This is a genomic window from Marinobacter antarcticus (assembly GCF_011049865.1).
GTDB classification, from domain to species: Bacteria; Pseudomonadota; Gammaproteobacteria; order Pseudomonadales; family Oleiphilaceae; genus Marinobacter; species Marinobacter antarcticus_A.
In genome coordinates this window covers 29,470-54,783 of the sequence record NZ_DRGY01000046.1, presented here as the reverse complement: position 1 = coordinate 54,783, position 25,314 = coordinate 29,470, and the positions used below count along the sequence as shown (strand labels likewise).

Below are 25,314 nucleotides of genomic sequence, written 5' to 3'. Positions count from 1 at the left end.
AGACGATCATGACGAAACCCCATTTGGAACTGACCGGCGTGGAAATGGCCTTTGAAACACCCAAAGGCTCCTTTGTCGCGTTGGACAACCTCAACCTGAAAATCAGAAAGGGCGAGTTTGTCTCCCTGATCGGCCATTCCGGTTGCGGCAAATCAACGGTCCTGAACATTGTCGCCGGTTTGCTACAGGCAACCAAAGGCGGCTGCATACTGGATGGCCACGAGATCAATTCTCCGGGCCCGGAACGGGCAGTGGTGTTCCAGAACCACGCCCTGATGCCCTGGCTGACGGTTTACGAGAACGTAGAACTGGCGGTACAGCAGGTATTTCGCAAAACCATGGCAAGGCAGGAACGCCGGGACTGGATTCAGCACAACCTGGAACTGGTGAACATGGCCCACGCCGCCAACAAACGGCCGGGCGAAATCTCGGGAGGTATGGCGCAGAGGGTGGGTATTGCGAGGGCACTGGCAATGAAGCCCAGCGTGTTGCTGATGGACGAGCCGTTCGGCGCCCTGGACGCACTGACCCGGGCCCAGCTGCAGGATTCTCTGATGGATATTCAGCAGGACCTGAACAACACCGTAATCATGATTACCCACGATGTGGATGAAGCCGTGCTGCTGTCTGACCGCATCATCATGATGACCAACGGACCCGCTGCTGCCGTTGGGGAAGACGTGCATATCGACCTGCAAAGGCCTCGTAACCGGGTCACTCTGGCCGACGATCCCGTGTATGTGTGCTACCGACAGAACGTTCTCAGGTTTCTCTACGAGAAACAACGCAAGCTGGAAAGCATCGCACCACGCCGGGTTGAAAAACCGGCTGAGACAAGCGCCGGGAAGAGCGCACGCCTCACCGCAGAGCGTTAACAGGTCGGTTACCTCAGCAAATCCGCCATGGACAACAGCGCCCGGGCAACCTCGGGCAGCTTTTTGCCCTGGTCCATGGCCAGCTTTCGCAAAACCCGGTGGGCTTCGTCGTTGTCAATTTTGCGGTGGCGCATCAGCAACAAGACCGCTTTTTCCTGGGTTTTTCGTTCTTCCAACGCTTCCTTGGCGCCCTGCAAATCCTCGTTCATTTGTTGAAGCCGACGTGACTGTGCCTGAACCAGGTCAAAAATCGATCGCCCGGACCGCTGCCCGATGCCATCACTGCCCCAGGCCTCCAAAGGCCGAGGCTCTTCACTACTGGCGAACTCACACAGAATCAGTTGGGGCCGGGCGGGATTCTCTGGTTGATCCAGTGAGGCAATCAGCGTCCCATGATGTGCCAATGAATTCCGTGCCTCGGCAAACCGTTCCACACAGCGCTCGTGAAATCGGCCCTCTACCGACTCTTCCACCTTTTTGAGTTCGTCCATACGTTCGCTCATCAACTTGAACCAGTGGTCGGGAAGCTCCGGGGCCAACCCCTTGTATCGGCCAACGGAGCATCCGAGTTCCCGCAGGCGCTGTATTTCCCGTTCGCGCTCATGGGCACGCAGATCCTCTAAAAGCCCGCGGCTCTGCGCGTCTGCAAACCCGAGAAACACCTCAAAACACCGCTCCTGTGCGTCAACAAGGTGCGTTATGCGCCGGGTCAGTGCGATATCAAAGCGCCCTTTGGCAAAGCCGGCGGAGCCTGCTGCTCGTTCCTGTCCGCAGAACTCTTTGCCATTCATCAGGTGCACCATGGCCACCAGCAAACGCGCAAGCGAGGGGTCAACGGCGGTGTCCGCCGCCTCAAACACCACGGTAATCAGGCGGTGAATGCGCGCGCTGTAGGCTGCGGTTGCATCAGACAAGGGTAATGCGCGGGTTTTTACCTCCTCGCGCAGGGCTGGCAGGCTCGAAAGTCCGTGGAGTGCGCTGGCGATGTGGGCCAGCAAGTGGCTGCTGACGGGGTGCGTCGTCAGCTCTTCGTGAATTTCGGCCAGAGCCCGCTCAAAAACGGTATACAGACACGCCGATTCCGCGATCATTGTCTGTCGCTCCAAGCCAAACCGTTCACCGTCCGATCCCAGAAAAATAGTGGACGCGCCGCGTTCCCGCTGCAGCCCGTGCACAAGATTGCTGATGCTTTGTATCAGTTTACCCATCTGCAAAAAATGCTGGAGGTTCATCAGTTCGCAGCGTCGGGATGCGATCAGGTACTGCTCAGCCGAGGGCTGACCCGGGTTGCGTTGACGTTTACGGCTATTCATTTCAAAGCTCCGAATGTGGTGACACGTTTGCGCTACCAAAACCGGAGCAATTACCGCGCCAGCGAAAGGCCTCAAAGTCGTGCAAGCCGCCCCGACAAAGGGCGTAAAATCCGTGCCTTTATGCAAAAAACGCATCAAAAAAATATAAAATACTGATATTAAAACACTTTTTAAGTTGGCACGAACATCGCTTATACAACTGCAAGGATGTGAATAGCGGCCAGGGACTCGGCCGGTTGACCAGAACACTGTATTGGCATTGGCGCCGGACATTGATTTCCCTCGGGAATGAGATGCTCCGGCTTTTTTTGGTTTGAAGAGGCAGAGGTGCTGAGATGATCCGGAAAATGCAACCTGCGCAACCTACGCTGATTGTCTGTGGCCACGGAATGGTGGCTCAGCGATTTCTGGAAGAGTTGGTGGGCAAGGCCCCGATACCCTACCGGAATATCATTGTCTTCAACGGCGAGACGTCTGCGGCCTATAACCGGATCCAGCTTTCCGCCCTTCTCAGCGGCGACACCGACGAACAGAGCCTGGCCCTGAAGCCTGATTCCTGGTTTGCCCGTCATGGGATTAAGATTCACCACGGCGAATCCGTCCGGGCTATTGCTCCAGCCAGTAAAACCGTGACAACGAGCACGGGCGAGGTTTACAGGTACGACGCACTGGTTATGGCAACCGGGGCCAACCCGACACGCCTTGGAATCCCGGGGGAAACCCTGAATGGCGTTATGAACTTCCGGGATTTGAACGATACCCGCTCCCTGATTGAACTGAGCCGGCGCCGGCAACGGGCCGTTGTGGTCGGTGGTGGTTTTCTGGGGCTTGAAGCCGCCGAGGGCCTGAAACGCCGGGGCATGGAAGTCACCGTTCTGCACCGCAGTGGCCACCTTCTGAACCGACAGCTGGATGCGGACAGCGGCAAGCTTCTGTGCGATGCACTGACCGCCCGCGGCATCAACATTCGAACATCGACGTCGCCAACCCGGTTGCTGGGGCGGGACAGTGTTCGCGCCGTCCAGCTCGATGACCAGACCCTGATCAGCACCGATCTGGTCATTATTGCCACGGGTATCACACCCAACCGCGAACTGGCACAAACCGCCGGGCTGGCCTGCGGCCGGGGCATTCAAGTCAACGCGCAACTGCAAACCAGCGCGCCGGGCATATTTGCCCTTGGCGAGTGCTGTGAGTTCAACGGCGAAACCTTCGGACTTGTGGAGCCGGGCTATCAGCACGCGAAAACTCTGGCAACCGTGCTTGCCGGGGCAACCGAGGGTGCCGCATACGAGCCATCCGTCACTGCCACAAGACTGAAAATCAGCGGCATACCCGTTTTTTCCTGTGGCCAGCAAGCACCCGATCAACACACCGAATCCCTGGTCTGGCAGGACTTTGCCACAGGCAGCTACAGCCACCTGCTGGTTCGTGATAACCAGCTCGTCGGCGCCATCCTGGTGGGCAACACCAGCCAGGGTCCCTGGTATCAAGAGCTGATTATCGGCAAAGCGAACATCGACCCGTTCCGGGCCCAACTGCCTTTTGGCAAGCCGTTTTGTCAGGCGGCGGCGTGAACCGTTGTCTACAAGAGTGGAGGACACTGCAATGAGCAAGAAAACCCTGATCGTGATTGGCAACGGCATGGTCGGCCATCACTTCCTGGAACAGTTCGTCGCCAGCCCCGGCGCCGCTGAATACGACATACTCGTTTTCGGGGAAGAAAAACAGCTGGCCTACGACCGGGTGCACCTGTCGGAATATTTCACCGGCTCCACGCACGCAGATCTCGCCATGGGCACGGCCGATTGGTACTCCGCCCAGGGCGTTGAGCTGCGGTTGGATGAGTCGGTAACCACCCTGAATCGTGACCGGAAAAGGGTGACCACACCAAAAGGCGAATACGGCTACGACGAGCTGGTGCTGGCCACCGGCTCCTTTCCGTTCGTGCCGCCGATCGAGGGTCGCGAGCACCCCCACTGTTTTGTGTATCGCACCCTGGACGACCTCGACGCCATTCGCGCCAGCGCCCGGGAAGGCAAATCCGGCGTTGTTGTGGGCGGTGGCCTGCTGGGCCTGGAGGCCGCCAACGCGCTAACAAATCTTGGCCTGCAGGCGCACGTGGTGGAATTCGCGCCCCGCCTGATGCCGGTGCAGCTGGATACCGACGGCGGCGCTCTGTTGCGCCACAAGATCGAAGAACTGGGTGTTCAGGTGCACACCGAAAAAGCCACGACCGCTATCGTTGAAGGCGAAAACGCGCGCCTGCGCATGAACTTCAGCGATGACAGCCACCTGGAAACCGATCTGATCGTGTTTTCGGCCGGTATTCGCCCGCAGGATGCTCTGGCTCGTTCCAGCGACCTTGAGATAGGTGAGCGCGGTGGCGTCGTGGTCAACGACCAGTGCACCACCTCAGACCCGCACATTCATGCCATTGGCGAGTGCGCGCTTTGGGACCAACGGATTTTCGGGCTGGTGGCCCCCGGCTATACCATGGCCCGCACTTTGTCGGCGGTTCTGAACCGTGATCGCGACGCCGCTTTTACCGGCGCGGATATGAGCACCAAGCTGAAACTGCTGGGCGTGGACGTCGGCTCGATCGGCGATGCCCACGGCCAAACCCCCGGCGCCCGCAACATACGTTTTAACGATGAGCAGGCCGGTCATTACCGTCGCATGGTGATCAGCGAAGACGGCAAGACGTTACTGGGCGCCATTCTGGTGGGCGACAACAGTCATTACGACACCTTGCTGCAATACGCCCTGAACGGCATCGCCCTGCCAACCAACCCGGAAACCCTGATCCTGCCGGAAGGCCAGGGTGGCGCTCCGGCCCTGGGCCCGGATGCGCTGCCGGAAACGGCGTCTATCTGTTCTTGCCACAACGTTACCAAAGGCGATATTTGCAACGTGATCGACGCAGGCTGCGGCGATCTTGCCAGCGTCAAGGCCGAGACCAAGGCCAGCACCGGCTGCGGTGGTTGTACGGCTCTGCTCAAGAACGTGGTCGACAGTGAGCTTGAAAAGCGTGGCGTCGAGGTCAACACCGATCTGTGCGAGCACTTTCCGTACAGCCGACAGGACCTGTTCCATCTGGTGAAGGTTAATGGCATTCGCACCTTCCGCACGCTGATCAGCCAGCACGGCAGGGGCCAGGGTTGCGATATCTGCAAGCCGGCCGTCGGCTCCATTCTGGCGACCTGCTGGAACGAACACATTCTGGCCACCGATCACGTGCCGCTGCAGGACACCAACGACACCTTCATGGCCAACATGCAGAAAAACGGCACCTACTCCATCGTGCCGCGCATTCCCGGTGGCGAGATCACGCCAGATAAGCTGATTGTGCTGGGCGAGGTGGCCAAACAATACAACCTGTATACCAAGATCACCGGCGGCCAGCGGGTTGATCTGTTCGGCGCCACCTTGAGTGAGCTGCCGGAGATTTGGGAGCAGCTTATTGCGGCGGGCTTCGAGACCGGCCACGCCTACGGCAAGTCCCTGCGCACGGTAAAATCCTGCGTGGGCAATACCTGGTGCCGCTATGGGGTGCAGGACAGCGTGGGCATGGCCATTCACCTGGAGAATCGCTACAAGGGCCTGCGGGCGCCGCACAAGGTCAAGATGGCGGTGTCTGGCTGCACGCGCGAGTGTGCGGAGGCTCAAAGCAAGGATTTCGGGGTGATTGCTACTGAGAATGGCTGGAACCTTTTTGTTTGCGGGAACGGTGGTATGCGACCGCGCCACGGTGATCTGTTTGCCACCGATCTGTCTGATGAAGCATTAATCCGCACTATTGATCGGGTGGTGATGTTTTACGTGCGCACGGCCGACCGGCTGCAGCGCACCAGTGTCTGGATGGAGAATCTGGAGGGTGGTCTGGACTATCTGAAGCAGGTGGTTCTGGAAGACAGCCTGGGCATTTGTGCGGAGCTGGAGGAGCACATGAATAACATTGCAGGCACTTATCAGTGTGAGTGGAAAACGGCGGTGGAAGACCCGGAGAAGCGCAAGCGGTTCCGGGAGTTTGTGAACTTGCCCCAGCAGATAGATCCGGTGCAGGAGTGGACAACCGAACGAGGGCAGAGGCGGCCTGTTTCGGAATCTGCGTAGCGTTTGGTTATCGAAAGTTAAAAACTCAAGGAGAACACAGATGAAAGCTCGTACTTGTTGGAATGCGGTTTGTACGGTTGAAGATCTTGTGCCGGAATCCGGCATTGCCGTCTGGACGGAAGATGGGCCGGTGGCGGTGTTTTATCTGCCACACCGGCTGCCGGCGCTCTTTGCCATCAGCCACACCGACCCGTTCAGCGGCGCTAATGTTCTGGCGCGCGGCATCACGGGGGACCTTAAAGGAGAGCCCATCGTAGCCTCGCCGCTGTATAAGCAACACTTCAATCTGAACACCGGTGTCTGTCTGGAAGACGATTCGGTCAGGGTCAAAACCTACGCCGTTCTGCTGGACGGTAACCGAATCCTTCTGGAAACCGCCCATAAGCAGCGGGAAGCCGTGGCTGCCTGACCGGTCAGGAAGCTGAATCCGGGCACTTTGACGGGCCGGAATCCACCGGAGGACCAACACTCCCGGGTAACCTGAGCTACTATCAGGAAAACGCCCATAAAAGGATGTCGCCCGTGAAGCCTCTCAGCCCCACCGACCAGCTTTTCCTCTGGTTGGAGAAGCGCCAGCAACCCATGCATGTGGGCGGGCTACAGATTTTTTCGTTTCCCGAGGATGCACCGGACGATTATGTGACCCGGCTGGCCGAGCAGCTTCGCAAGGATACCGACGTGACGGCGCCCTTTGATCGTCGTCTCGACAGCCGGTTCGCACAACCGGTTTGGGTACACGACAAACATCTGGACCTGGAGCACCACGTCCGGTTTGAAGCTCTGCCTACTCCGGGCCGCATCCGTGAACTGCTGGGGTTTGTCTCTGCGGAACACTCACACCTGATGGACCGTGAGCGGCCGCTGTGGGAGTTCCATCTTTTAGAGGGGCTGGGCGAAAGGCAGTTTGCGATTTACACCAAGGTGCACCACTCCCTGATGGATGGCGTGTCTGCAATGCGGATGTTTCAGAGAATGCTGTCCGCGGACCCCGCAAAGCGCAATATGCCTCCCATCTGGAACTTATCGGCGCGACCCCGGAGGGATGAGGATAGTAGCGGCTCTTCGCTATGGCGCAGTATCAGCCATTTGCTGGGGGCATCGGGAAAACAACTGGGCACTGTGCCGGCTGTCGCGAAGGAGCTGTTGCGCACCATAAACACCGCCCGCAAAGACCCGGCCTACAACTCCATTTTTCACGCACCGCACAGCCTGCTGAATCAGAAAATTACCGGTTCCCGGCGTTTCGCGGCCCAATCGTATTGTCTAAAACGGATAAAAACGGTGTGCCAGGCCTACGGCACTACCGTGAATGACGTGGTTACGGCCATGTGCGCCAGTGCTTTGCGCACCTACCTCATGAATCAGGACGCGCTCCCCGATAAACCATTGATCGCGATGGTTCCGGTATCGCTGCGCAAGTATGAAAAGTCTGCCGGCGATAAAGCGGATGGCAGCCAGGCCGAGGGCAATCAGGTGGGCGTTATCCTGGCCAACCTGTATACGGATGAAAGCCATGCCGGCACGCGACTGCGGAAAATCCATCAAAGCATGCAGGAAGGGAAAGACCGTTACGCGCACATGTCGCCGGAAGAAATCGTCAACTACACCGCACTGACTCTGGCGCCGGCGGCGTTTCATCTGCTCACCGGGGTGGCCCCGAAGTGGCAGACATTCAATGTGGTGATATCCAACGTGCCCGGGCCGAAAGAGACCCGTTACTGGAACGGCGCCAAACTGGAGGGCATGTACCCTGTGTCCATCGCTATGGACCGGCTGGCCCTGAACATGACACTAACCAGCTACAAGGACCAGATCGAATTCGGGCTGATTGGCTGCCGCCGCACGCTTCCAAGCCTGCAGCGGATGCTGGACTACCTCGAAGACGGCCTTGTGGAGCTGGAGCAGGGCAACCTCAGTTAAATGTCACTTCGCCGTTACGCTCCGAAATCTGGTCGTTCAATGTCCAGAAATCGTAAAGCACGCCCAGCAGAAACAGGCCGCCGGTCAGAAAGTAAATAATCGCGCTGATCCACTTGCCCATATACAGCCGGTGGAGCCCAAACACGCCGGTGAACGTGAGTAGCAACCAGCCAATGTTGTAATTGACCTCGCCGCCACGGAACCGGTTATCTGCCTCCTTATCCATGGAAGGAATGAGAAACAGGTCGATAATCCAGCCAATAAAGAACAGACCGAACGTAAAGAACCAGATGGTTCCGGTAATCGGTTTGCCGTAATAAAAGCGGTGGGCACCCAAAAATCCGAAAATCCAGAGCAAATAACCAAACAACATGCTGTGCGTATTCGGTCGATCAATCATAGTGGTTTCCGGCAACAGTGGAATTCAACTCTTTATATGGGGCTGCCCTCTGAGTTCCACAACCCCCTTGCGCCACAACCGCCACTCGCCGGGTTGATATGTATCCCACTCTTCATCGGTGGTCAGCGGCTCGGTTACGATCACGCTGACAATGTCGTTGTGCGTGGTTTCAGACTCAAAATCCACGATCACGTCTGCGTCTTTGAGCCTTGCCGGGCCGAAAGGCGCGCGGCGCGTGATACTCGCCATTTTGGTGGTGCAGTAGGTGAACAGCCAGTCGCCGTTGCTGAGCAACAAATTGAAAACACCCTGGCGGGCATAGGCGTTTGAAAGCTTGACCAACCGCTCCGCAATGATTTCTGCCGAATCGTTTCTGTCACAGTGGTGGCGCAGGTGGTTAAGAATGTCGCAGAACAGCGCCTCGCTGTCGGTGCCGCCTACAGGCTCATAAAACCCCGGCGAAGCCCGAAAATCCGAAAGCTGTCCGTTATGGGCAAACACCCAGTACCGGCCCCAGAGTTCGCGCATGAAAGGATGGGTGTTGGCCAGGCAGATTTCGCCCACGTTAGCCTGGCGAATATGGCAAATCGCCACCTCGCTCTTGATGGGATGCGTTTGCACCACTTCGGCAAGCCGTGAGTTGGCGCTGGCATCCACGTCGTGAAAGGCGCGCACGCCCTTGCCCTCGTAAAACGCCACGCCCCAGCCATCCTTGTGCGGCCCGGTATCGCCGCCTCTGCGGGTCAGCCCGGTAAAGCTGAAGCACAGATCGGTTGGTGTGTTAGCACTCATGGCCAGCAGTTCACACATAAAGCGATGCGGCTCCTTGCCGTAACGACGTCAGAGATAAAGTCGTGTGGAACAGGCACTTCAACCTGCCTTTTATCGCACCGATGATCAAGATCGCTTTGTTTTTCAAGTCTTTCACGGCCAAAGGCCTCTTGTTGTGTGTTGTGTTCCTTAAAACAGATACTCTAGCACCTACTGGCGACTACGTGAGCTTGGAATATGGCTGTGAGGGCGGCCCCTCGCAGATTTCTTGAACCCTGAACCTGCGGATTTTCTGTATGGAATGGAGTCTTACGCATTTCTGGCTGATTCTGGCCCTTGTGCTGGGCCTGGCTGAGCTGACATCCGGCGTGCTTGTGTTGCTGGCACTGGCAATCGCTTCTGCTCTGACCGGCGTGCTGGCGTTCGTCGGCTTGTCGTTCGAATGGCAGCTGGTGGGTATGGGCGTGCTGTCGGGCCTGCTGGTGCCCATCGCTATCCGCTGGCTACGACCGCGCTTTTCACCCAAGGGTGTGGCTTATGGCACCACCGGAACCGGCGTCGAGCAGGGCCAGCGCTATCGCACACTGAAGCGGGATTTTGACGGTGCGACCGGTATAAAGGTCAACGGCGACTTTTATCGTCTCAAAGACGACTCAACCGGCACCACCGATTTTCCCGAAGGAACCCACGTCGTTTTCAAACAGTTCGACGGCACCACCGCCGTTGTTCAAACGGTCACACATAAGGAGCAGTAGTATGGAATCCTATCTTTCACCCGGGCTGATTATCAGCTTGATTGTTGTCGTCATCGGTATTTTCATCATCGCCAAAGGGCTGGTAATCATCCGGCAGTCGGAAGTGATGGTCATTGAGCGCCTGGGCTCGTTTAATCGCGTTCTGGAAAGCGGTGTTAATATCATCATTCCGTTTATCGAACGGCCCCGCCCCATCACCATGATCCGCTATTTGCGCGCCGGTTCGGAATATCAGGCCATGATGACCGATGAAACCCGCATTGACCGCCGCGAAACGGTCATGGATTTTCCCGGCCAGCCGGTCGTGACCACCGATAACGTTACGGTATCCATCAACGGCGCCCTGTATTACCAGATTATCGATCCGCGCCGTGCCGTTTACGAAGTCGCCAATATGAGCCAGGCGGTGGAAGTACTGGCTAAAACCACGCTGCGCTCGGTGGTGGGTAAAATGGAGCTGGACAAGCTGTTTGAATCCCGCGCCGAGGTGAACAACGCCATTCAGGCCGAAATGGAAGAGCCGGCTTCAAAATGGGGTGTAAAACTGACCCGGGTGGAAGTTCAGGACATCAGCATGCCGGAAGAAGTGGAAGAGGCCATGCGCTTGCAAATGGCCGCTGAGCGTAAGCGCCGGGCGACCGTAACCGAAGCCGAGGGTGAAAAGACTGCGGCTATTGCCAAGGCACAGGGCCAGCGCGAATCCGCCATTCTCAACGCCCAGGGCGACAAGGAATCGGCCATTCTGCGCGCTCAGGGCGAGCAGGAATCCATTCGTCTGGTGCTCAGCGCCATCGGCGACTCTGAAGACAACAAGCAAACGGTTATCGGCTATTTGCTGGGGCAGAGCTACATCAAGGTGCTGCCGAACATGGCAAAAGACGGCGAACGAGTGTTTGTACCCTACGAGTCGTCTGCTCTGCTGGGTTCCATGGGCATGTTCCGGGATCTGGCCGGCAGCCCTGAAGATGCGGTTCGTCAATCACTGCAAAAAGACGGTCTGCGCGGCGGTCTCGTAGGCGGCGCTGGCAACATCTGATCCTTACGAACCCACGGACAACCCGTTGGGCTTAGCCCAGCAGGTTGTCCAGAGGCTCTTCATAGCTGGGTGCAAACACGTCCATAAAGTAGGTCACTTCCGGCAATCCCTCCTGCTCAAGCTTTTGCCGGATCTGTTTCTCCGCCGGCTCGAACTCACGATTCCCCGCGCGCACTTCTGCCTGACACTTCAGCCACGCCGACAGGCGATCCGCCGCCTTGATCAGCTCACGATCTTCCGCGGGGAGTTGAGATTCCCGCAGATAGGGCGAAAAATCCTCGCGCAAATCCTCCGGCAACAAGGCCAGTAACTCTGCCTCCGCCTTGTGTTCAATGTCGCCAAACGCCTCTCGCATCACTTTGGAGTGATATTTTACAGGCGTGGGCATATCGCCGGTTATCACCTCGGTCGCATCGTGATACAGCGCTGCTGCAGCGATTTTATCGGCGTTCACCTGCCCGCCAAAATGCCGGTTGCGAATGAGGGCCAGCGCGTGGGCCAGGGTGGCTACCTCCCACGAATGGGTTGCTACGTTTTCTTCAATGGCATTGCGCATCAACCCCCAGCGCTTGATCCAGCGCAGCCGGGAAACGTAAGCAAAAAAATGACTACTGGCCTTTGGCACTCGCTTTCTTCCTCTTTAGCATCATGGTGTCATCTGTGCTTTGCTTAGCGGATATCCAGCGTAAAGCCATTGATGACCTTGCCATCATCCGACAGCTTGGCATCGCGTGAAGGGTCGAGCATGAACAGTTGGTCAGCCGGAACCTTGTGGGTGTTTCGCAGCATTTCCTCCAGCTCAGAAGCCCTCGCATTGGCAAGGTTGTTGAGCGCCTCGGGCGCCAATGCCCGCTCTCCTGCCAGATAGGCCTTACGGGCCTTTTCCCAATCCTGCTCGGAAAGCTTGCCATTCTGGCCGGCGGCCAACTGATTACGCAGAAGCACAAGCCCATCGGCAGAGGGCGCAACACCACCACGGATGTTCAGCAACAGATCCGGGCGGTCAAGCAGCGCGTCTGCCAAAGCGGCGAGCTTCTCCGCCTCACCCGGTGCCAGCTTGATCTTGCCGGGCTCAAAGTTCACCTGACCCAGCTCTTCACCGCTCAAGCCAGCCAGCTCAGCGATCGACCCAAGCACGCTGAACGGAGACGTCGCCGCTTTGGCAAGCAGGTTCACAAATGCCCGCATAACCACCTGGCCAACGCTGAAATCAGGGCTTCCCATATCCCCGCTGATGGGCAGATTCACTTCGATCACTCCCGCACTGTTTCGAAGCAGAGCCAACCCAAGTTTCACTGGCGCATCTACAGCTTGCTTGCTGGCAATCGCCCGCCCAAGCTCGAGGCGATCCATAACAATTTGGTTCGATGCGTCAATCCGGCTGCCGGTAATTTTATAATCAAGATTCAGCGCAAGTTTGCCGCTGTCGACGCCGTAGCCTAGATAGCGCCCGAAGTAAGGCGAAAGCACCGGCAGTGACAGATCTTTCATGGTCAGTTTCAAATCGCTGGTTTCTTCCGTTCCCAAGGTGCCAATCGTGCCATCAAACTCGACGCTGGCACCGCGACCCATACGCCCCTTTACGGAGACTTTTCCTTGTTGGGGTGAAATATTGCTGAGGCCGGTTACTGTGCCATTGAGCTGATCGAGTGTGGTTGTAAAAGCCGGATCCAGAGTACGGTCTGTGTAATCGAGTTCCCCTTTTTCGACCATCAACTGGCCAATGCGGAAGATAAATTGCGCGTCTTCGCTGGCATCCTTTTTTGGCTGCGTCGCGTTGCCGACAGCCTCGGACCGCCGGATAATCTGCTCCACGTTGTAAACACTGTTGGTGTTGCGAACCAGATTGATGGCCGGCTGGGAAAAAGTCACGGTACTAATTTCCAACCTGGCAGGATTCACGTTGTACTCAATCGGCGCCAGGCGCAGGGTTTGCCACGAGACCAGCGGTTCGCGGCTGTCTGGCAACTTGAGGTTCAGCCCGGAAACCTCTGCTGTGCCGCTGAACGTGCCGGTTAGCGGGTCCTGTTGGCTGTCCAGGTTGAGATTTCCGTCCAGCGCCAGGGTGCCACTTGCAACGGCAAGATTGGCCGATTCCTGTAAATACGGCTCAAATGCTGCAAGCAGAATTCCGGAGCCGGCAATAGCCGCTTCCAGTGTAAACGGTTGAGGTGTCACCTGGCCGTTCAGAGAAAACTTGCCACCGGTGCCCAGCGCTGTCTGCAGTTGGTACGACACCGGATCGTCCATTGTGCTGTTAATCTTACCGGTGGTCAGTGATAGCTGTTCCAACGTCAGATCGGCGGGCGAGTCCGGTTGCTGGTCCTGCCAGCGCACATTGCCATCGGAAACACGGATGCCCTCCAGCGACCAGCGCAAAGGCCGCCCGGCCCCGGCGGAATCCAGCGCCTCCGGCTCCTTTTTCTCGCTGTCCTTGCTAAATGCGCCAAGCGACGCAATCCAGTCGATGTCCCCCGCTTTGTTACGCGCCAGCACAATATCAGGTTTTTCGACGGAAATTTGTCCCAAGCGCAGTTCACGGGCATTGAGATCAAACCCGATATCATCAATGGCAATGGATGCCGTGGTCAGTTTTGGCTGCTCGCTCTGCGTATCCGGAGCAACGGCCAGATCGTCCACAGACAACCGGCCGTTGCTGGTGGAAAGGTACAGGGAGTCGTCTGCCTGCACCTCATAATCCGAGCGCACCGTTACCTTGCCACCGCGCAAATCATAGGGAAGATAAGGCGCAAGAAAGTGCCGGAGGGTTTTGTGATCAACACCGGAAATAGCCAGGTTTCCGCTGGAATAAAGTGGCGTTACGCTGAGATTCCCCTGCCATTCGACGGTCTGACTGCCAAGGGCTGCCTGCAAATGATAGTCGCTGCTGCGATCGTCCCTTTGCCAGGTGGCAAAATCGCTCAGGGTGAGATCCAGCGGTGTAATCCGGAACTCTGCCATCTCGGGCTGAGTAAAATCCCGGAACAGCAGCTCGCCACCGTTTACCGTGAACTGCCGAACATAAAGCGAGAGCGGCGCCTGATCGTCTGCCGGCTTGCTGTTTTTGTCTTCTCGGTTGCTGTTTTTGTCCTCTCGAAAGTCCCGCGCGAAGTTCACATTGTAATCTTCAAGCAGATCGAGGCGAATGAACGGCTCATCAATCTCAACCGCTTCAAAACCGACAATACCCTGAATCAAATCGAAAAAATTCAGATTGATATACAGGCGATCAAACCCGACAACCTTTACCTTGTCGCTGTCTTCGGCAGACAGATTCAGTGCTTCAACACTGAGCGCAAACGGATTGCTGCTGATGTCACCCACATCCGCCTGCCACCCCATGCGCTGTTCCAACTGATCGGGCAGGGCACGCTTGAGCCACCACGGCAATAACAGAAAGCCTGCGAGGCTGTATAACACGATAAGCACGAGCAGGCCGATGACCAGATTTCTGGGGAGGCGACTGCGCTGACGGCTTTGAGCCACTGACTTCTCCTTTCGGGTGTTTATGGCTGATTAAAGAGCCTTTACCTAAGGATAGTCGGCCAAGTGGCTCTTTGTCAGCCCGCTTGTGTGTCAGCCACTCAAGTTCTGACTGGGCAAGACCTGTTCCCGATCTGCGGCCATGTCTGTGAATTGGCCAATCTGGCCCGGGTCGCGCGGCACCATCGCCGCCCGTATAAGCTTGCGCGTTGAATTGCCCGTTACCGGATAAACGGATTGGCCGATGCGCCAGTTTGCCGGCATGGCAGTCATGCCACTACGCTCACCCATCATCCGGATTCGCTTGTACATAAAGGCATGGTGGGTGCTCTCATGTTCCGGCACCAACGCAAAGAAACCGCTGGCTGAGTAACGTGCCAGAAATACATCCTCGGACATCTGCCCCCTAAGCGACTGGCTAATTTCATTTACCATCACGTTAGCCGATTCATCGCTCATGCCGGAGGACAGTTCCCGGAAATTGGCAACCTCCATGTAGATCAGCGCAAACGGGTTTTTACGGGCATCGTTCCGGGCAAAAATATCCAGCATCCGCTGTTCGAGAGCCGAACGATTTGGCAGGCCTGTAACGGCGTCGGAGAACGCCAGTTTCGCCACTCGCGCCTCATCTTCAGCCTTGCGTTCGGCCAATTCCTGGCGATAACGAACGTCCCGCACAGTCACGTTCAGGGCAACGGCAAGCAGGGTGATGCAGGAGATTGCCAGCGGGATGCCCATCCAATCCCCACGCAAACCATTATCAGCCGCTGGAACAGCACCCTCGGGGAAGGTCATCGCCAACATTCCGGTGTAGTGCATGCCGCAGATGGCAGCCGCCATCACCAACGCAGCCACAAACTGAACCGCCAGCGCACTGGAACCTTCTGTTCCTTGCAGTTTCCGGCACAAGGCCAGAGCGGTACCGGACGCAATCACGGCAATCGCAATGGACAGCACCAGCAGACCCACATTAAATTCCGGTGGTGCAGACATCCTCATGGCGTACATGCCAAGGTAGTGCATGACCACGATACCGCTTGCCATGGAGAGGGTTGCACCGGTGAACAGTGCACTGCCCAGGCGTTTGCGGCCAATAATGTGCAGGGCAACGCCAGAGGCAAACACCGCGGCAAACCACGAAACAATGGTCATCGTGATGTCAAACGACATGGAGACTTTCATGGGCATCGCCCGCATCCCCACGAAGTGCATGGCCCAGACGCCGGTACCCATCAAAAGCGCGCCCGCAAACAGCCAACGGCGGCGCTCGCCATCAGCGGCACTGGCCAGCCTGGCGCCGAAATACAGGGCCGCGTAGGCCGCCAGCACAGCGACCAGGAACGAAGACACCACGAGGGATAGATCATATTCGGTTATCATCTTAATCGACTCTTCTTTTCGTGAGCATGAATTGGCCAGTTCGGACACCTGGGGTGTTGCTGGCCTGAGGCAACGCGCCCAGTAGTACGAATTGAATGTGAACCGGTTTTCATTTTATTGTTGGGTTTGTGTAAACGGATACGACATAAGGATTGCTGACAGGTGTCCCTGAACCCTATAGGCTCAGCCGTCGTATCCATCCCGTGTTTTTGACACGCGCGTGCGAGGGAAATTTATGGACATTGGCGATATGCGTCGCGATTTTGAAAGTGAAGGGCTTGATCGCGAGGCGCTGAGCAGCGACCCGGTCAGGCAATTCGAGACCTGGTTCAGCGATGCCCGGGAAGCCAGTATTCTCGAGCCCAACGCCATGTCCCTGGCGACCACCGGTGCCGACAACATGCCGGATATACGCACGGTTCTGCTGAAGTACTTCGATGAGCGCGGGTTCGTGTTTTACACCAATTACGGAAGCCGCAAGGCCCATGAAATTGAGCAGAACCCCCGCGCTGCGCTGCTTTTCCCCTGGATTGGGCTAAACCGGCAAGTGCGCATTCAGGGCCGGGTTGAAAAGATCAGCAAAACCGAATCCCTGAAATACTTTGCCTCGCGCCCGAGAGGCAGCCAGATTGGCGCCTGGGTATCAGAGCAGAGTAAAGCCATCACCTCCCGAGGCTTGCTCGAACAGAAGGTGGCGGAAATTAAACGTAAATTTGGCGAAGGCGACGTACCGTTGCCCGGCTTTTGGGGCGGTTACCGCGTTGTTCCTGAACGCATCGAGTTCTGGCAAGGCCGCCCCAGCCGCCTTCACGACCGGTTTGAATACGTAAAGGAAAGTGATGACTGGCACATCCAACGACTCCAGCCCTGATCTGGCCGGCATTCGGCATAAACCGACGATCAAACTGTGCCATCAAACCGGACAAGTGCCCGATGCTGCGCCCCAGTGGCTAACCCCCCATGAACGCGAACGGTTCGCCGGGTTCAGCGGCACGCATGCGTCGGAGTTCCTCACCAGCAGATGGTTGATACGCCAGGCGTTAAGCCGAGCCAGCGCTTTGGAGCCAAGCCAGTGCTGGCCAGCTGAAGGTCGCCCGACAACGTCGGCCAGCCCGGCGGGCTGGCACCTTTCCCTGAGCCATAGCCACGGGCTGTCGGCTTGCAGCACCCAATTTGGGTCTGCGCTGGGAATAGACATTGAACCCAGCAAGCGGCACCCGCAATGGCAAAAGGTGGTCAAGCGCTGGTTCTCCCCCATTGAGCAGGAATGGCTGTTTCAGGAAGATGACCCTCACATGTTTCTCCGGGCCTGGACATTGAAGGAAGCCTGGCTGAAAGCGACTGGTCGAGGTATCGCAGGCAACCTGCAAACCCTGGAAGTGCGTCGGGGTTTTGAGCTCTACGGCGACCAGCCAGACGACCAATGGCAAGCCTGCTGCTTTTATATAGAAGGGTTTCTGGGCACACTGGTTTATCGGCAAACCGCAGATGGCTCTTTAGATGGCTCGCCAGACGGCTCTCCAAATGGTTCTCCAGACGACGCTCCGCGCCCATGGCCCCGCATTACGCTGCTGGAGCCGCCTCCTGAAGATTACAGCCTGAGTGAAACCGAACCCATGGATGTTCACTGGGAACCCATGTTTCAACGGAAGATACACGCAAAGTGCTGATCGCTGATAAAAGCACCGGGAGTTTGCCACATGCCTGTTACAGGATTAGATAACAGACCCGCCGAAGCTTCCGCCTCTGACCAGCGTTGTTCATGGTGCGGCACAGATCCCCTCTATGTTCACTACCATGACACGGTTTGGGGCCGGCCCGAATACGACGACCTGGCGTTATTCGAAAAACTCTGCCTGGACGGACAGCAGGCAGGCCTGAGCTGGATTACCATCCTGCGAAAACAGGAGAATTATCGGGCCGCCTATGATGACTTCAAGCCGGAGAAAATCATTCATTATGACGATGCCAAGGTTGCCGACCTGTTGGCAAATCCGGGCATCGTTCGCAACAAACTAAAAGTTCGGTCGATTATCAAGAACGCCAGGGGTTTCCTGGAGTTGCAGTCGCAAGACGGCGGGTTTTCCGGGTTTCTCTGGTCGTTTGTGAACAACAAACCCATGCAAAACAGCTGGCGCAGCTTTGGTGAAGTACCGGTTACCACACCGGAATCCGAGGCCATGTCCCGGGCTCTCAAGCGCGCAGGGTTTACGTTTGTAGGCCCTACCATTGTTTACGCGTTCATGCAGGCCACCGGGATGGTCAACGATCACATGATTTTTTGCCCGCAGCACACACAGTGCCGTTCGCTGGCCCAATGATCTTAAATGCCAGCCGCCTCGTAAGTTCTCAAGAATCAGGCATTCTGGAGCGTCACTTTGAGAATTACCCAGGAACAACTCGCAATTCAGCCAAAACAGGTCATTGATCTGCTTGAAATTATCTCCATTGAAGGCCAGCAATACATGGCCAGGTTGAGTCTAGGCGATGACCAGTTCCTGCTGTCTGACAAGAAAGGGGTTACCCGCCTTTTCCCCAGCGCCTGGACGCTTCAAGACACTCTCGCCTCCTTTGCCATCCGGGAAACTCAAGTGGTTCATCCCTCTGCCTACCACGAGATGATCGGCATGGAGCCTGCAAATATCGAACCTTTGAGAATCAGCGTTCAGAAACAATGGACTCAGAGGCAAAAAACGTGATTTCAGTCGCAAGACTAGCGTTTCTGGTGGGGTTAGGCGGGTTAATACCGTTCATTGCCTGCGTCGCCGCACTGTTTGCCATGCCGCAACACAGCGTCTCAGTTCTGGGTTATTTTTATCTCTACAGCGCAGGCATTCTGGCCTTTATGGCGGGTGTTTACTGGCCCATCGCCATGCAGCTCGAAAATCGCTGCTATCCGCTGTCACCGTTGGTAACCGTGCTGCTAAGCCAGGTGTTCTTTATTACGGCGGGGGTCGGTCTTTTATTGAATACACAGGCGCAGATTGTGCTCTACACGCTTGCGTATCTCAGCCTGTATGCCGTCGATGCCCGTTGGATGAAGGTATACTGGCCAGCCTGGTATCTACGCTTGCGCCTTGTTCTGACCCTTGTCGCAGTTGCCTGTCAGTTGACGGTGGGCGCCTGGTTCTTCCTGCTTCATGCAGGCCAGGGCCTTTAAAGCCTGAACGATTTTCCGCAATATGAACGGCCAGGCGCAGGTTGCTCTGCATGATTTTACGGCGGCAGGCATTAGCAAGGCGGAGCGTTTGCGGGGTGTCATCAGGCAGAGTCATTCTGCACAAATGACGCGATAGCAAAGGATTAGCTTACGTGACAGACGGCCCCAGCATGCCGGCCTTTGCCGCAAATCCACCCGGGGCCTTGTCCATTCAGGGTCCATTCAGGCCGCCGCGATAGCGTACTCATGATTGAGGGGTTCGATGAGAACACCGTGCAACGCAATGATCGTTTTCTCGTAGTTGTCTTCATCGATCACAAACTGGATATCAACCTGACGCATGCACTGATGCATAGCCAACACGCTGATTTCCTCATCAGCCAGCGCCTTGACCGACCGCGCGAGAACGCCCGGCACTTTCAGATCACTGCCAATGGCTGAAACTATTGCCACTTTACGGGTACTGATCTCACCGTTGGGAAACTCATCTTTCAACGCACTCACCACGCGTTTGACGTGCTTGAGCGTGCTGCCAACGTAGTGGGTAATCGTATTGGCATTGGTATCCTTGGCCATGAAGCGCACTTTGTAGCGGCTCAGAATATCCAGAATGCGACGATCCGAACCCGGCTCGCCCTGCATGTCCTGATCAAACACTTCGATGGCAAATACACCCTTGGCGCCGGCAACAATCTCAACCTGTGGCTTTTCGCTCACGTAGCCCCGAGTGATCAGGGTGCCAGTGTGCTCGGGCTCAAAGGTATTCATCACCCTCAGCGGAATCTCCGCTTGGCGTAGGCCCTTGCCAGCACGGGGATGAATCGCTTCCATGCCCAGGTTTGCCAACTGGTCAGCCACGTCGTAGTTGGTGCGTCCCAGAGGAACCACTTTGTCGGCACCCACAATGTTGGGATCTGCGGAGCTCAGGTGGTATTCCTTGTGAATAACCGCTTCACGGGCCTCGGTAATAACCGCCACACGGCTGAATGTCATCTCACTGTAGCCCCGGTCGAAAGAGCGCATCAGGCCTTCCCTGCACTGGGCATAACCGGTAACGATTGGCAGCTCACGGGTGAGATCAACGGCATCGAACGCCTGCTTCAGCTTTTCATCCAGCGGCAACAGTTCGGCGTCGCGCCAACCGGTTAAATCCACAAACCGCGCATTGATCCCTTCCTGTTGGAGCTTCAAGGTGGTGTTGAAAGCACTGTGGGCTTCACCAATACCTGCAAGCATTTCACGAACGGTCAGCAGATGTTCTTCGAGCTGGAACTGCCCGTATGAACACAGGCGCTGGAGATCAATCAGGCATCCGCGAACGCCTTCAATACGATCGGTAATGAACTGATCTGCCTGTTGCTTAAGCATCGAGTCTTCAAACAGCTCACCGTTGATGTCCGTAATAAACTTTATCAACTTGGTGAGGTCATCGCCCCAGGCCCAGTCAGATTCCGCATCCGCGAACAGCGCGTATACGCCCGGCTCGCCCGTTTTCTTATGCTCTAATAACTCGTTGGTTACGCCGGCGTAGGCAGACACCACAAAAATACGCTGGTAAAGATCTTCCTTGCTACGATTCGCGACAATGATGTTATCGCGTACGGCTTCGTAGTTGCTCATCGAAGTACCACCGATTTTCTCGACGGTATGTAATTGATTTGTCATAGTTTTACCTTGCCTTACCTGCAGAATGAATATACCGGGTTGCGGAGCGTCTTACGACGCCTCGCTGATTCCTTCCTGCATGATTTCATCCACACTCTTTGCCAGCAGTTCGGCGCCCAGTTTCAGATCTTCCTTGCTGGTTGTCAGCGGCATCAGGCATTTGATGACTTCATCATTCGGACCACTGGTCTCGATGATCAGGCCGTGCTCAAAAGCGCGCTGGGTAATCAGACCGGTAATATCAGCGTTGGCTGATTCGATGCCCCGCATCAAACCGCGTCCTTTCAGTTTGAACTGCCCCGGATACTTGTTGCAAATCGCTTGCAAACCGTCACCCAGAACCTGAGTTTTTTCCTTCACCTCATTGGCAAACGTGTCGTCTTTCCAATAGGTATCCACAGCGGCACGCGCGGTGATGAACGCCATGTTATTACCCCGGAAGGTGCCGTTGTGCTCGCCCGGATCCCAAACGTCCAGCTCCGGCTTGAACAATACCAGCGCCATGGGCAGGCCGTAGCCGCTCAGGGACTTGGACACCGTCACAATATCCGGCTTGATGTCGGCAAACTCAAAGCTGAAGAACTCCCCGGTACGGCCATTACCGGCCTGGATATCGTCCAGAATCAGCAGAATGTCGTGCTTCTTGCACAGAGTCTCCAGCCCCTTCAACCACTCGGCACGGGCCGCGTTCAAACCACCTTCGCCCTGAACCGCCTCCACGATTACTGCAGCCGGCAGCTCAATACCGGAGGAGCTATCGGACAGCAGCTTGTCCATAACGGCCAGGGTATCAACGTCTTCCCCCAGGTAGCCGTCGTAGAACATGAAATCTACCCCGGTCAGGGGAATACCAGCACCACCGCGGTGATGCTTGTTACCGGTTGCGGCAACGGCACCCATGGTCACACCGTGAAAACCGTTGGTGAACGAGATAATACCGGTACGGCCTTTTACTTTACGGGCCAGCTTCAGGGCCGCTTCCACGCAATTGGTGCCGGTAGGGCCAGTGAACTGCATTTTATAGTCCAGGCCGCGAGGATCCAGAATATGTGTCTTGTACGACTCGATAAAGTCGTGCTTGGCCGTTGTGAACAGGTCCAGGCCCTGGCTTACGCCATCTGCTTCGATGTATTCAAGCAGTGATTTTTTCAGGATATCGTTGTTGTGGCCGTAGTTCAGTGAGCCGGCACCGGCCAGAAAGTCCAGGTACTGTTTGCCGTCTTCTGTATACAGGTGCGCGTTTTTGGCGCGATTAAAAATCACTGGAAAAGCACGGCTATAAACACGCACTTCGGATTCAGTGGAATTGAAAATATCCATGATATTACCTCTCGACCATATGGCCTATTCAGTAGAATTCTTTAACGATGAATCTGGCGCTGGGGCGCTTGAGCAGGCGGGGAGCCTGCAAAAATTCTCAGGGCTTTTGGGTAAACGGCCCTATGCGCAACAGAAATTCAGAATCGTGCTTGCCGCCGAAGTGCGTGTCTTTCTCAAAGTGCTCGTGGTGCTCAATCTCGGCGCCCATGTCCCGAGCAAACGAGCGAAACAGCGCCCATGAGGCTTCGTTATCGGCGGTGATGGTGGTTTCCATATGCGTCACGTTTTCGCACGCATCTCGCGCCACAATGGCTTTGAGCATCCGCTTGGCCAGACCCTGTCCACGACCTTTCTCGTGAACCGCAACCTGCCAGACAAAAACGGTTTCAGCCTTGCCGGGGGGGATATAACCGGAAATAAAGCCGACCAGATCGCCATCTTTCTCCGCCGCCACGCCGGTCTCGGCAAAATGGCTGCACTGCAACAGGTTGCAGTAAATCGAGTTGGCGTCCAGGGGTGGGCATTCGGCCACCAATTGGTGGAGCCTGAAGCCATCGTCCTTAACGGGTGTACGCAGGGCGATGGCGGTGGTATTCGATCCTTCTGATGTCATAACGTGAGTCGTTCGCCTTAAAAAAGTTAGGGTTAAATTATATAGACCACAAAATATATTTCAAGTCGAACCCATAAGCAGTTCCCCGGGGCAACCAGCGCACCTTAGTATAATAGACCCGATCACAGCATTCGTCAGGGACAGAAAGATTAAAAAGCAGAAGGAAATACAAGATCGTCTGGAGCGAGGGCACTGCCTTCAAGAAGGCGTGTGCGGTATGAAACGGCGGCAGGTGAACCTGCAGGCCAAAGGCCGTCAAACTCTGCAAGCCAGGCCTTTACATCGTAAGCAACCGGCATAAGATCCACGTGCAAACCGTGACTGACTATCCCGGCGACAGGCTCAGTCGCCGGGGCTATGCGGCTTATGCGAGTAACCAATCCGCGGGGGTCGGCGCGCAGGTTGCCCATACCCGATGAGCCATTATTGGCCACCATACGAGGGCGTCCATCTACCTCTCCCGACCAGAGCACAGGCAGGCAGGTATGGGTTGAAACCAGCAGGTCCGCCCCGGATGCCCGGAACCACTCTTCAAGACTCTGCCTGTTCCCTGCAACGACGGATTCATGGGCCAAACCCCAACCGGCCAGAGACTCAGGATCGCCGTGCAACACCGAAATCTTTAGGCCTCCAAATAACAAGCACCGATATTGCGGAAGAGCGGCCAGCCGCGCCTGAATATCCGGATGTTTTTCGGCGAGTTCCTGAAGCCTGATCATTATCTGATTGGAGCGTTCAACCACGCCCTGATCAACAAAATCCGGGTAGGCACAACCGCATCCGGCACCGGTGCTTGGAGCTGCCAGTTCATAGTCCACATTGCCCAAAATGGCGGTGTGGCTCAGCACCCGTTTATTGATGTCACGGAACCGTTGGTCACTGGCATTGAACCAGTTGAAGTCACCGTTGAAAACCAGCTTTACGCTGCGCCCCTGCCGTTCTTCCGCCAGCGCCATGCTTTCAATTTCATCGAGCGCAAACGGATTGCCGTAAAGCCCGCCAATAATGTACAGAACATCGTCGGCAACCGGTGTTATCTCGTGGCATAAAGACGCTGGCCGATAACGGTAAGCCAAGGGACAGCTGCGACCCTCGCTCACCGTGCTTCACCCGCCGCCCACGATTTTCCGGCGAGGCGGCGCGCAACAAGCGGCAAGAAAAAGCCGGCGGTGCAGATAAGGAACCCATAGGCGTTGACGCCCAGCAGCGTGGCGTACGCGCCATCCCCGATGGCCCAGCTCACCGGAATCAACCCGGCCGCCATCAAAACGCCGAGTGCCAGGCCCGTCCAGAAGCTCAGATGAAAACTCCACGGCGACCAGCGGGTGAAACCGTAGAACAGAAACACCGGCCCCAGCCCCATAACCATGGTGCCGGAAACGGTGGTGGCTTTGAGGATATCCGTTCCGGCAAACATCGGCAGGTTGCCAATCACCGCGAATACAATCATCACGATCGCGCCCACTCGCACGCTCGGCAGCCGGTCTTTTGCCCGCTGCGCCAAACGCGGCAGATCGACCGCCAACGATTTAGCCAGCGACGTAAACGTGGAATCCAGCGTTGAGCCGGCCGAGGTCATCATCACTACGCTCATGAAAAACAGCGCGGCCAGACCCAACGATTGCCCTACCGCTGCCGGCGCATTGCCCATGGGATCAATATCGTTCAAACGCGCGTGAACCCCCACCAGGCTGAACAAAAACACCGCCACAAAGCCCAGCAACCCGGCCACCACAAAGCTCTTGAGCATGGTTTTTTCATTGTTCACAAAACCCCGATCCGTGAGTACCGGATCGTGAAACGGGTAGCTGAACATTTGCAACAGGGCCACCAGCAGCAGGTCAAACCCTGCGTTCAACCGGAACTCACCCTCGCTCAGCAACGCGGAGGTATCGTTAGCCGGGACAATCATGAACAAAACGGCACCCAGAAAAAACACGAATACGAAAGTCTGGATAACATCGGTGAAAATCGAAGAACGCAGCCCGCCTTTAAGGCTGTAGGCCAGCGTAAACGCGGTGAACACCATCGCAGCCACGTAGTATTCCCACTCACCGGGCAACCCGAAGTAACCGCCCACCACGGCCGTATTGCTCCACACTTCGTTGTAAAGCCGGATCAGAATGGCGGCCGCAAACGCCACCCCCGCAAATCGGCCAAACCGTGAGGTCAGGAAATCCTGCAGGCTGCGCGCACCGGTCTGCGTGCGGATCAGGTAAATAACGTAACCCGCCACCGGAATGGAAAGCCAATAGCTGGCATAGGCCAGGCCTCCGGTCACCCCGTATGCCGCCCCCAGGTTCGCCGCGTTGGTCACCGACTTGGCAAAAATCCAGCTGATAAAAATACTGGCCGTGAGCGACCACTGACTAACCGGGTTACCCTGATCATCTGCGCCTTTGTAAAAAGACTTCGAATTCCTGCTTTTCGGCGACAACACATACATAACCACGCCATAAACCAGCAAGAACCCCCAAAAAAGCGACGCTTCCGTGATACTCATTGTT

Annotated in this window: 23 protein-coding genes; 12 read left to right on the top strand and 11 right to left on the bottom strand. The window is 56.4% G+C overall.

What is annotated here, in order from left to right; genetic code table 11:
- Nucleotides 1-8 precede the first annotated feature (8 nt).
- On the top strand, nucleotides 9-875 hold the full coding sequence (locus tag ENI00_RS05930; RefSeq protein WP_304100278.1) for an ABC transporter ATP-binding protein: 867 nt from the start codon (nucleotides 9-11) through the stop codon (nucleotides 873-875).
- An 8-nt stretch (nucleotides 876-883) separates the two neighbouring features.
- Here the strand turns inward: ENI00_RS05930 and ENI00_RS05925 are convergent, their stop codons facing one another.
- Entirely contained in the window at nucleotides 884-2,188 is a 1,305-nt protein-coding gene (locus tag ENI00_RS05925; RefSeq protein ID WP_304100276.1) for a nitrate regulatory protein, read from the bottom strand.
- Nucleotides 2,189-2,523: 335 nt separating this feature from the next.
- Between ENI00_RS05925 and ENI00_RS05920 the strand changes: the two genes are divergently transcribed.
- The 4 genes from ENI00_RS05920 to ENI00_RS05905 all read left to right on the top strand — a co-directional run bounded on the left by ENI00_RS05920 (nucleotide 2,524) and on the right by ENI00_RS05905 (nucleotide 8,224).
- Nucleotides 2,524-3,765, top strand: a complete 1,242-nt coding sequence (locus ENI00_RS05920) for an NAD(P)/FAD-dependent oxidoreductase (protein WP_304100274.1) — start codon at nucleotides 2,524-2,526, stop codon at nucleotides 3,763-3,765.
- 31 nt (nucleotides 3,766-3,796) lie between these two features.
- Nucleotides 3,797-6,304 (top strand): nitrite reductase large subunit NirB, encoded by a 2,508-nt coding sequence (gene nirB, locus ENI00_RS05915; protein ID WP_304100269.1) that lies wholly within the window; start codon nucleotides 3,797-3,799, stop codon nucleotides 6,302-6,304.
- Between the two features lie 40 nt (nucleotides 6,305-6,344).
- Complete coding sequence (nirD, locus tag ENI00_RS05910) at nucleotides 6,345-6,713, top strand: nitrite reductase small subunit NirD (protein WP_304100267.1); 369 nt, start codon at nucleotides 6,345-6,347, stop codon at nucleotides 6,711-6,713.
- Between the two features lie 113 nt (nucleotides 6,714-6,826).
- Entirely contained in the window at nucleotides 6,827-8,224 is a 1,398-nt protein-coding gene (locus ENI00_RS05905) for a WS/DGAT/MGAT family O-acyltransferase (protein ID WP_304100264.1), read from the top strand.
- Here ENI00_RS05905 and ENI00_RS05900 read toward each other — a convergent pair.
- Together ENI00_RS05900 and ENI00_RS05895 are read right to left on the bottom strand one after the other, a co-directional pair.
- Nucleotides 8,217-8,624, bottom strand: coding sequence for an NINE protein (locus ENI00_RS05900; RefSeq protein ID WP_304100261.1), 408 nt, complete (start codon nucleotides 8,622-8,624; stop codon nucleotides 8,217-8,219). The two genes, ENI00_RS05905 and ENI00_RS05900, sit on opposite strands and share 8 nt — an antisense overlap.
- A 24-nt stretch (nucleotides 8,625-8,648) precedes the next feature.
- Nucleotides 8,649-9,434 (bottom strand): class II glutamine amidotransferase, encoded by a 786-nt coding sequence (locus tag ENI00_RS05895; protein ID WP_304100257.1) that lies wholly within the window; start codon nucleotides 9,432-9,434, stop codon nucleotides 8,649-8,651.
- Between the two features lie 257 nt (nucleotides 9,435-9,691).
- On the opposite strand from ENI00_RS05895, the gene ENI00_RS05890 reads away from it, so the two are divergent.
- Both ENI00_RS05890 and ENI00_RS05885 read left to right on the top strand, forming a co-directional pair.
- Complete coding sequence (locus ENI00_RS05890; RefSeq protein WP_304100255.1) at nucleotides 9,692-10,150, top strand: NfeD family protein; 459 nt, start codon at nucleotides 9,692-9,694, stop codon at nucleotides 10,148-10,150.
- Between the two features lies 1 nt (nucleotide 10,151).
- Nucleotides 10,152-11,186 carry an SPFH domain-containing protein gene (locus ENI00_RS05885; RefSeq protein WP_304100252.1) on the top strand — a complete coding sequence of 345 codons (1,035 nt, stop codon included), beginning with the start codon at nucleotides 10,152-10,154 and terminating at the stop codon, nucleotides 11,184-11,186.
- 31 nt (nucleotides 11,187-11,217) lie between these two features.
- On the opposite strand, the gene yfbR is transcribed toward ENI00_RS05885, so the two are convergent.
- The 3 genes from yfbR to ENI00_RS05870 form a co-directional block, all read right to left on the bottom strand.
- Nucleotides 11,218-11,811: a 5'-deoxynucleotidase gene (gene yfbR / locus ENI00_RS05880; protein ID WP_304100249.1), complete on the bottom strand. Its 594-nt coding sequence runs from the start codon at nucleotides 11,809-11,811 to the stop codon at nucleotides 11,218-11,220.
- A 44-nt stretch (nucleotides 11,812-11,855) separates the two neighbouring features.
- Nucleotides 11,856-14,672 (bottom strand): DUF748 domain-containing protein, encoded by a 2,817-nt coding sequence (locus ENI00_RS05875; RefSeq protein ID WP_304100247.1) that lies wholly within the window; start codon nucleotides 14,670-14,672, stop codon nucleotides 11,856-11,858.
- Between the two features lie 90 nt (nucleotides 14,673-14,762).
- Nucleotides 14,763-16,049, bottom strand: a complete 1,287-nt coding sequence (locus tag ENI00_RS05870; RefSeq protein ID WP_304100244.1) for an MHYT domain-containing protein — start codon at nucleotides 16,047-16,049, stop codon at nucleotides 14,763-14,765.
- A gap of 235 nt (nucleotides 16,050-16,284) precedes the next feature.
- On the opposite strand from ENI00_RS05870, the gene pdxH reads away from it, so the two are divergent.
- The 5 genes from pdxH to ENI00_RS05845 are packed head-to-tail and all read left to right on the top strand — an operon-like array spanning nucleotide 16,285 to nucleotide 19,209.
- Nucleotides 16,285-16,920, top strand: a complete 636-nt coding sequence (gene pdxH, locus ENI00_RS05865) for a pyridoxamine 5'-phosphate oxidase (protein ID WP_304100241.1) — start codon at nucleotides 16,285-16,287, stop codon at nucleotides 16,918-16,920.
- Nucleotides 16,889-17,719, top strand: a complete 831-nt coding sequence (locus ENI00_RS05860; RefSeq protein ID WP_304100239.1) for a 4'-phosphopantetheinyl transferase family protein — start codon at nucleotides 16,889-16,891, stop codon at nucleotides 17,717-17,719. Before pdxH ends, ENI00_RS05860 begins: the two co-directional genes overlap by 32 nt.
- A 30-nt stretch (nucleotides 17,720-17,749) precedes the next feature.
- Nucleotides 17,750-18,370, top strand: a complete 621-nt coding sequence (locus tag ENI00_RS05855) for a DNA-3-methyladenine glycosylase I (RefSeq protein ID WP_304100236.1) — start codon at nucleotides 17,750-17,752, stop codon at nucleotides 18,368-18,370.
- Between the two features lie 57 nt (nucleotides 18,371-18,427).
- Complete coding sequence (locus ENI00_RS05850; protein WP_304100233.1) at nucleotides 18,428-18,748, top strand: DUF6482 family protein; 321 nt, start codon at nucleotides 18,428-18,430, stop codon at nucleotides 18,746-18,748.
- Nucleotides 18,745-19,209, top strand: a complete 465-nt coding sequence (locus ENI00_RS05845) for a DUF3429 domain-containing protein (RefSeq protein WP_304100230.1) — start codon at nucleotides 18,745-18,747, stop codon at nucleotides 19,207-19,209. The genes ENI00_RS05850 and ENI00_RS05845 overlap by 4 nt, the downstream gene beginning before the upstream one ends.
- A gap of 222 nt (nucleotides 19,210-19,431) precedes the next feature.
- On the opposite strand, the gene ENI00_RS05840 is transcribed toward ENI00_RS05845, so the two are convergent.
- The 5 genes from ENI00_RS05840 to ENI00_RS05820 all read right to left on the bottom strand — a co-directional run bounded on the left by ENI00_RS05840 (nucleotide 19,432) and on the right by ENI00_RS05820 (nucleotide 25,310).
- Nucleotides 19,432-20,874, bottom strand: a complete 1,443-nt coding sequence (locus ENI00_RS05840) for an aspartate kinase (protein WP_304100228.1) — start codon at nucleotides 20,872-20,874, stop codon at nucleotides 19,432-19,434.
- Between the two features lie 51 nt (nucleotides 20,875-20,925).
- On the bottom strand, nucleotides 20,926-22,194 hold the full coding sequence (ectB, locus tag ENI00_RS05835; protein ID WP_304100225.1) for a diaminobutyrate--2-oxoglutarate transaminase: 1,269 nt from the start codon (nucleotides 22,192-22,194) through the stop codon (nucleotides 20,926-20,928).
- A gap of 97 nt (nucleotides 22,195-22,291) precedes the next feature.
- The gene (gene ectA, locus ENI00_RS05830; protein ID WP_304100222.1) at nucleotides 22,292-22,807 is read right to left on the bottom strand and encodes a diaminobutyrate acetyltransferase; all 516 of its coding nucleotides are present in this window, start codon (nucleotides 22,805-22,807) and stop codon (nucleotides 22,292-22,294) included.
- Between the two features lie 149 nt (nucleotides 22,808-22,956).
- Nucleotides 22,957-23,907 carry a hypothetical protein gene (locus ENI00_RS05825; protein WP_304100219.1) on the bottom strand — a complete coding sequence of 317 codons (951 nt, stop codon included), beginning with the start codon at nucleotides 23,905-23,907 and terminating at the stop codon, nucleotides 22,957-22,959.
- The gene (locus ENI00_RS05820; protein ID WP_304100214.1) at nucleotides 23,904-25,310 is read right to left on the bottom strand and encodes a sodium:solute symporter family transporter; all 1,407 of its coding nucleotides are present in this window, start codon (nucleotides 25,308-25,310) and stop codon (nucleotides 23,904-23,906) included. Before ENI00_RS05820 ends, ENI00_RS05825 begins: the two co-directional genes overlap by 4 nt.
- Nucleotides 25,311-25,314: the final 4 nt, after the last annotated feature.

Bases quoted from the DNA above. Each gene is read 5' to 3' on its own strand.
- ENI00_RS05930 (WP_304100278.1), top strand. From the start codon at position 9: ATGACGAAACCCCATTTGGAACTGACCGGCGTGGAAATGGCCTTTGAA.
- ENI00_RS05925 (WP_304100276.1), bottom strand. From the start codon at position 2,188: ATGAATAGCCGTAAACGTCAACGCAACCCGGGTCAGCCCTCGGCTGAG.
- ENI00_RS05920 (WP_304100274.1), top strand. From the start codon at position 2,524: ATGATCCGGAAAATGCAACCTGCGCAACCTACGCTGATTGTCTGTGGC.
- nirB (WP_304100269.1), top strand. From the start codon at position 3,797: ATGAGCAAGAAAACCCTGATCGTGATTGGCAACGGCATGGTCGGCCAT.
- nirD (WP_304100267.1), top strand. From the start codon at position 6,345: ATGAAAGCTCGTACTTGTTGGAATGCGGTTTGTACGGTTGAAGATCTT.
- ENI00_RS05900 (WP_304100261.1), bottom strand. From the start codon at position 8,624: ATGATTGATCGACCGAATACGCACAGCATGTTGTTTGGTTATTTGCTC.
- ENI00_RS05895 (WP_304100257.1), bottom strand. From the start codon at position 9,434: ATGTGTGAACTGCTGGCCATGAGTGCTAACACACCAACCGATCTGTGC.
- ENI00_RS05890 (WP_304100255.1), top strand. From the start codon at position 9,692: ATGGAATGGAGTCTTACGCATTTCTGGCTGATTCTGGCCCTTGTGCTG.
- ENI00_RS05885 (WP_304100252.1), top strand. From the start codon at position 10,152: ATGGAATCCTATCTTTCACCCGGGCTGATTATCAGCTTGATTGTTGTC.
- ENI00_RS05870 (WP_304100244.1), bottom strand. From the start codon at position 16,049: ATGATAACCGAATATGATCTATCCCTCGTGGTGTCTTCGTTCCTGGTC.
- pdxH (WP_304100241.1), top strand. From the start codon at position 16,285: ATGGACATTGGCGATATGCGTCGCGATTTTGAAAGTGAAGGGCTTGAT.
- ENI00_RS05860 (WP_304100239.1), top strand. From the start codon at position 16,889: ATGACTGGCACATCCAACGACTCCAGCCCTGATCTGGCCGGCATTCGG.
- ENI00_RS05855 (WP_304100236.1), top strand. From the start codon at position 17,750: ATGCCTGTTACAGGATTAGATAACAGACCCGCCGAAGCTTCCGCCTCT.
- ENI00_RS05840 (WP_304100228.1), bottom strand. From the start codon at position 20,874: ATGACAAATCAATTACATACCGTCGAGAAAATCGGTGGTACTTCGATG.
- ectB (WP_304100225.1), bottom strand. From the start codon at position 22,194: ATGGATATTTTCAATTCCACTGAATCCGAAGTGCGTGTTTATAGCCGT.
- ectA (WP_304100222.1), bottom strand. From the start codon at position 22,807: ATGACATCAGAAGGATCGAATACCACCGCCATCGCCCTGCGTACACCC.
- ENI00_RS05820 (WP_304100214.1), bottom strand. From the start codon at position 25,310: ATGAGTATCACGGAAGCGTCGCTTTTTTGGGGGTTCTTGCTGGTTTAT.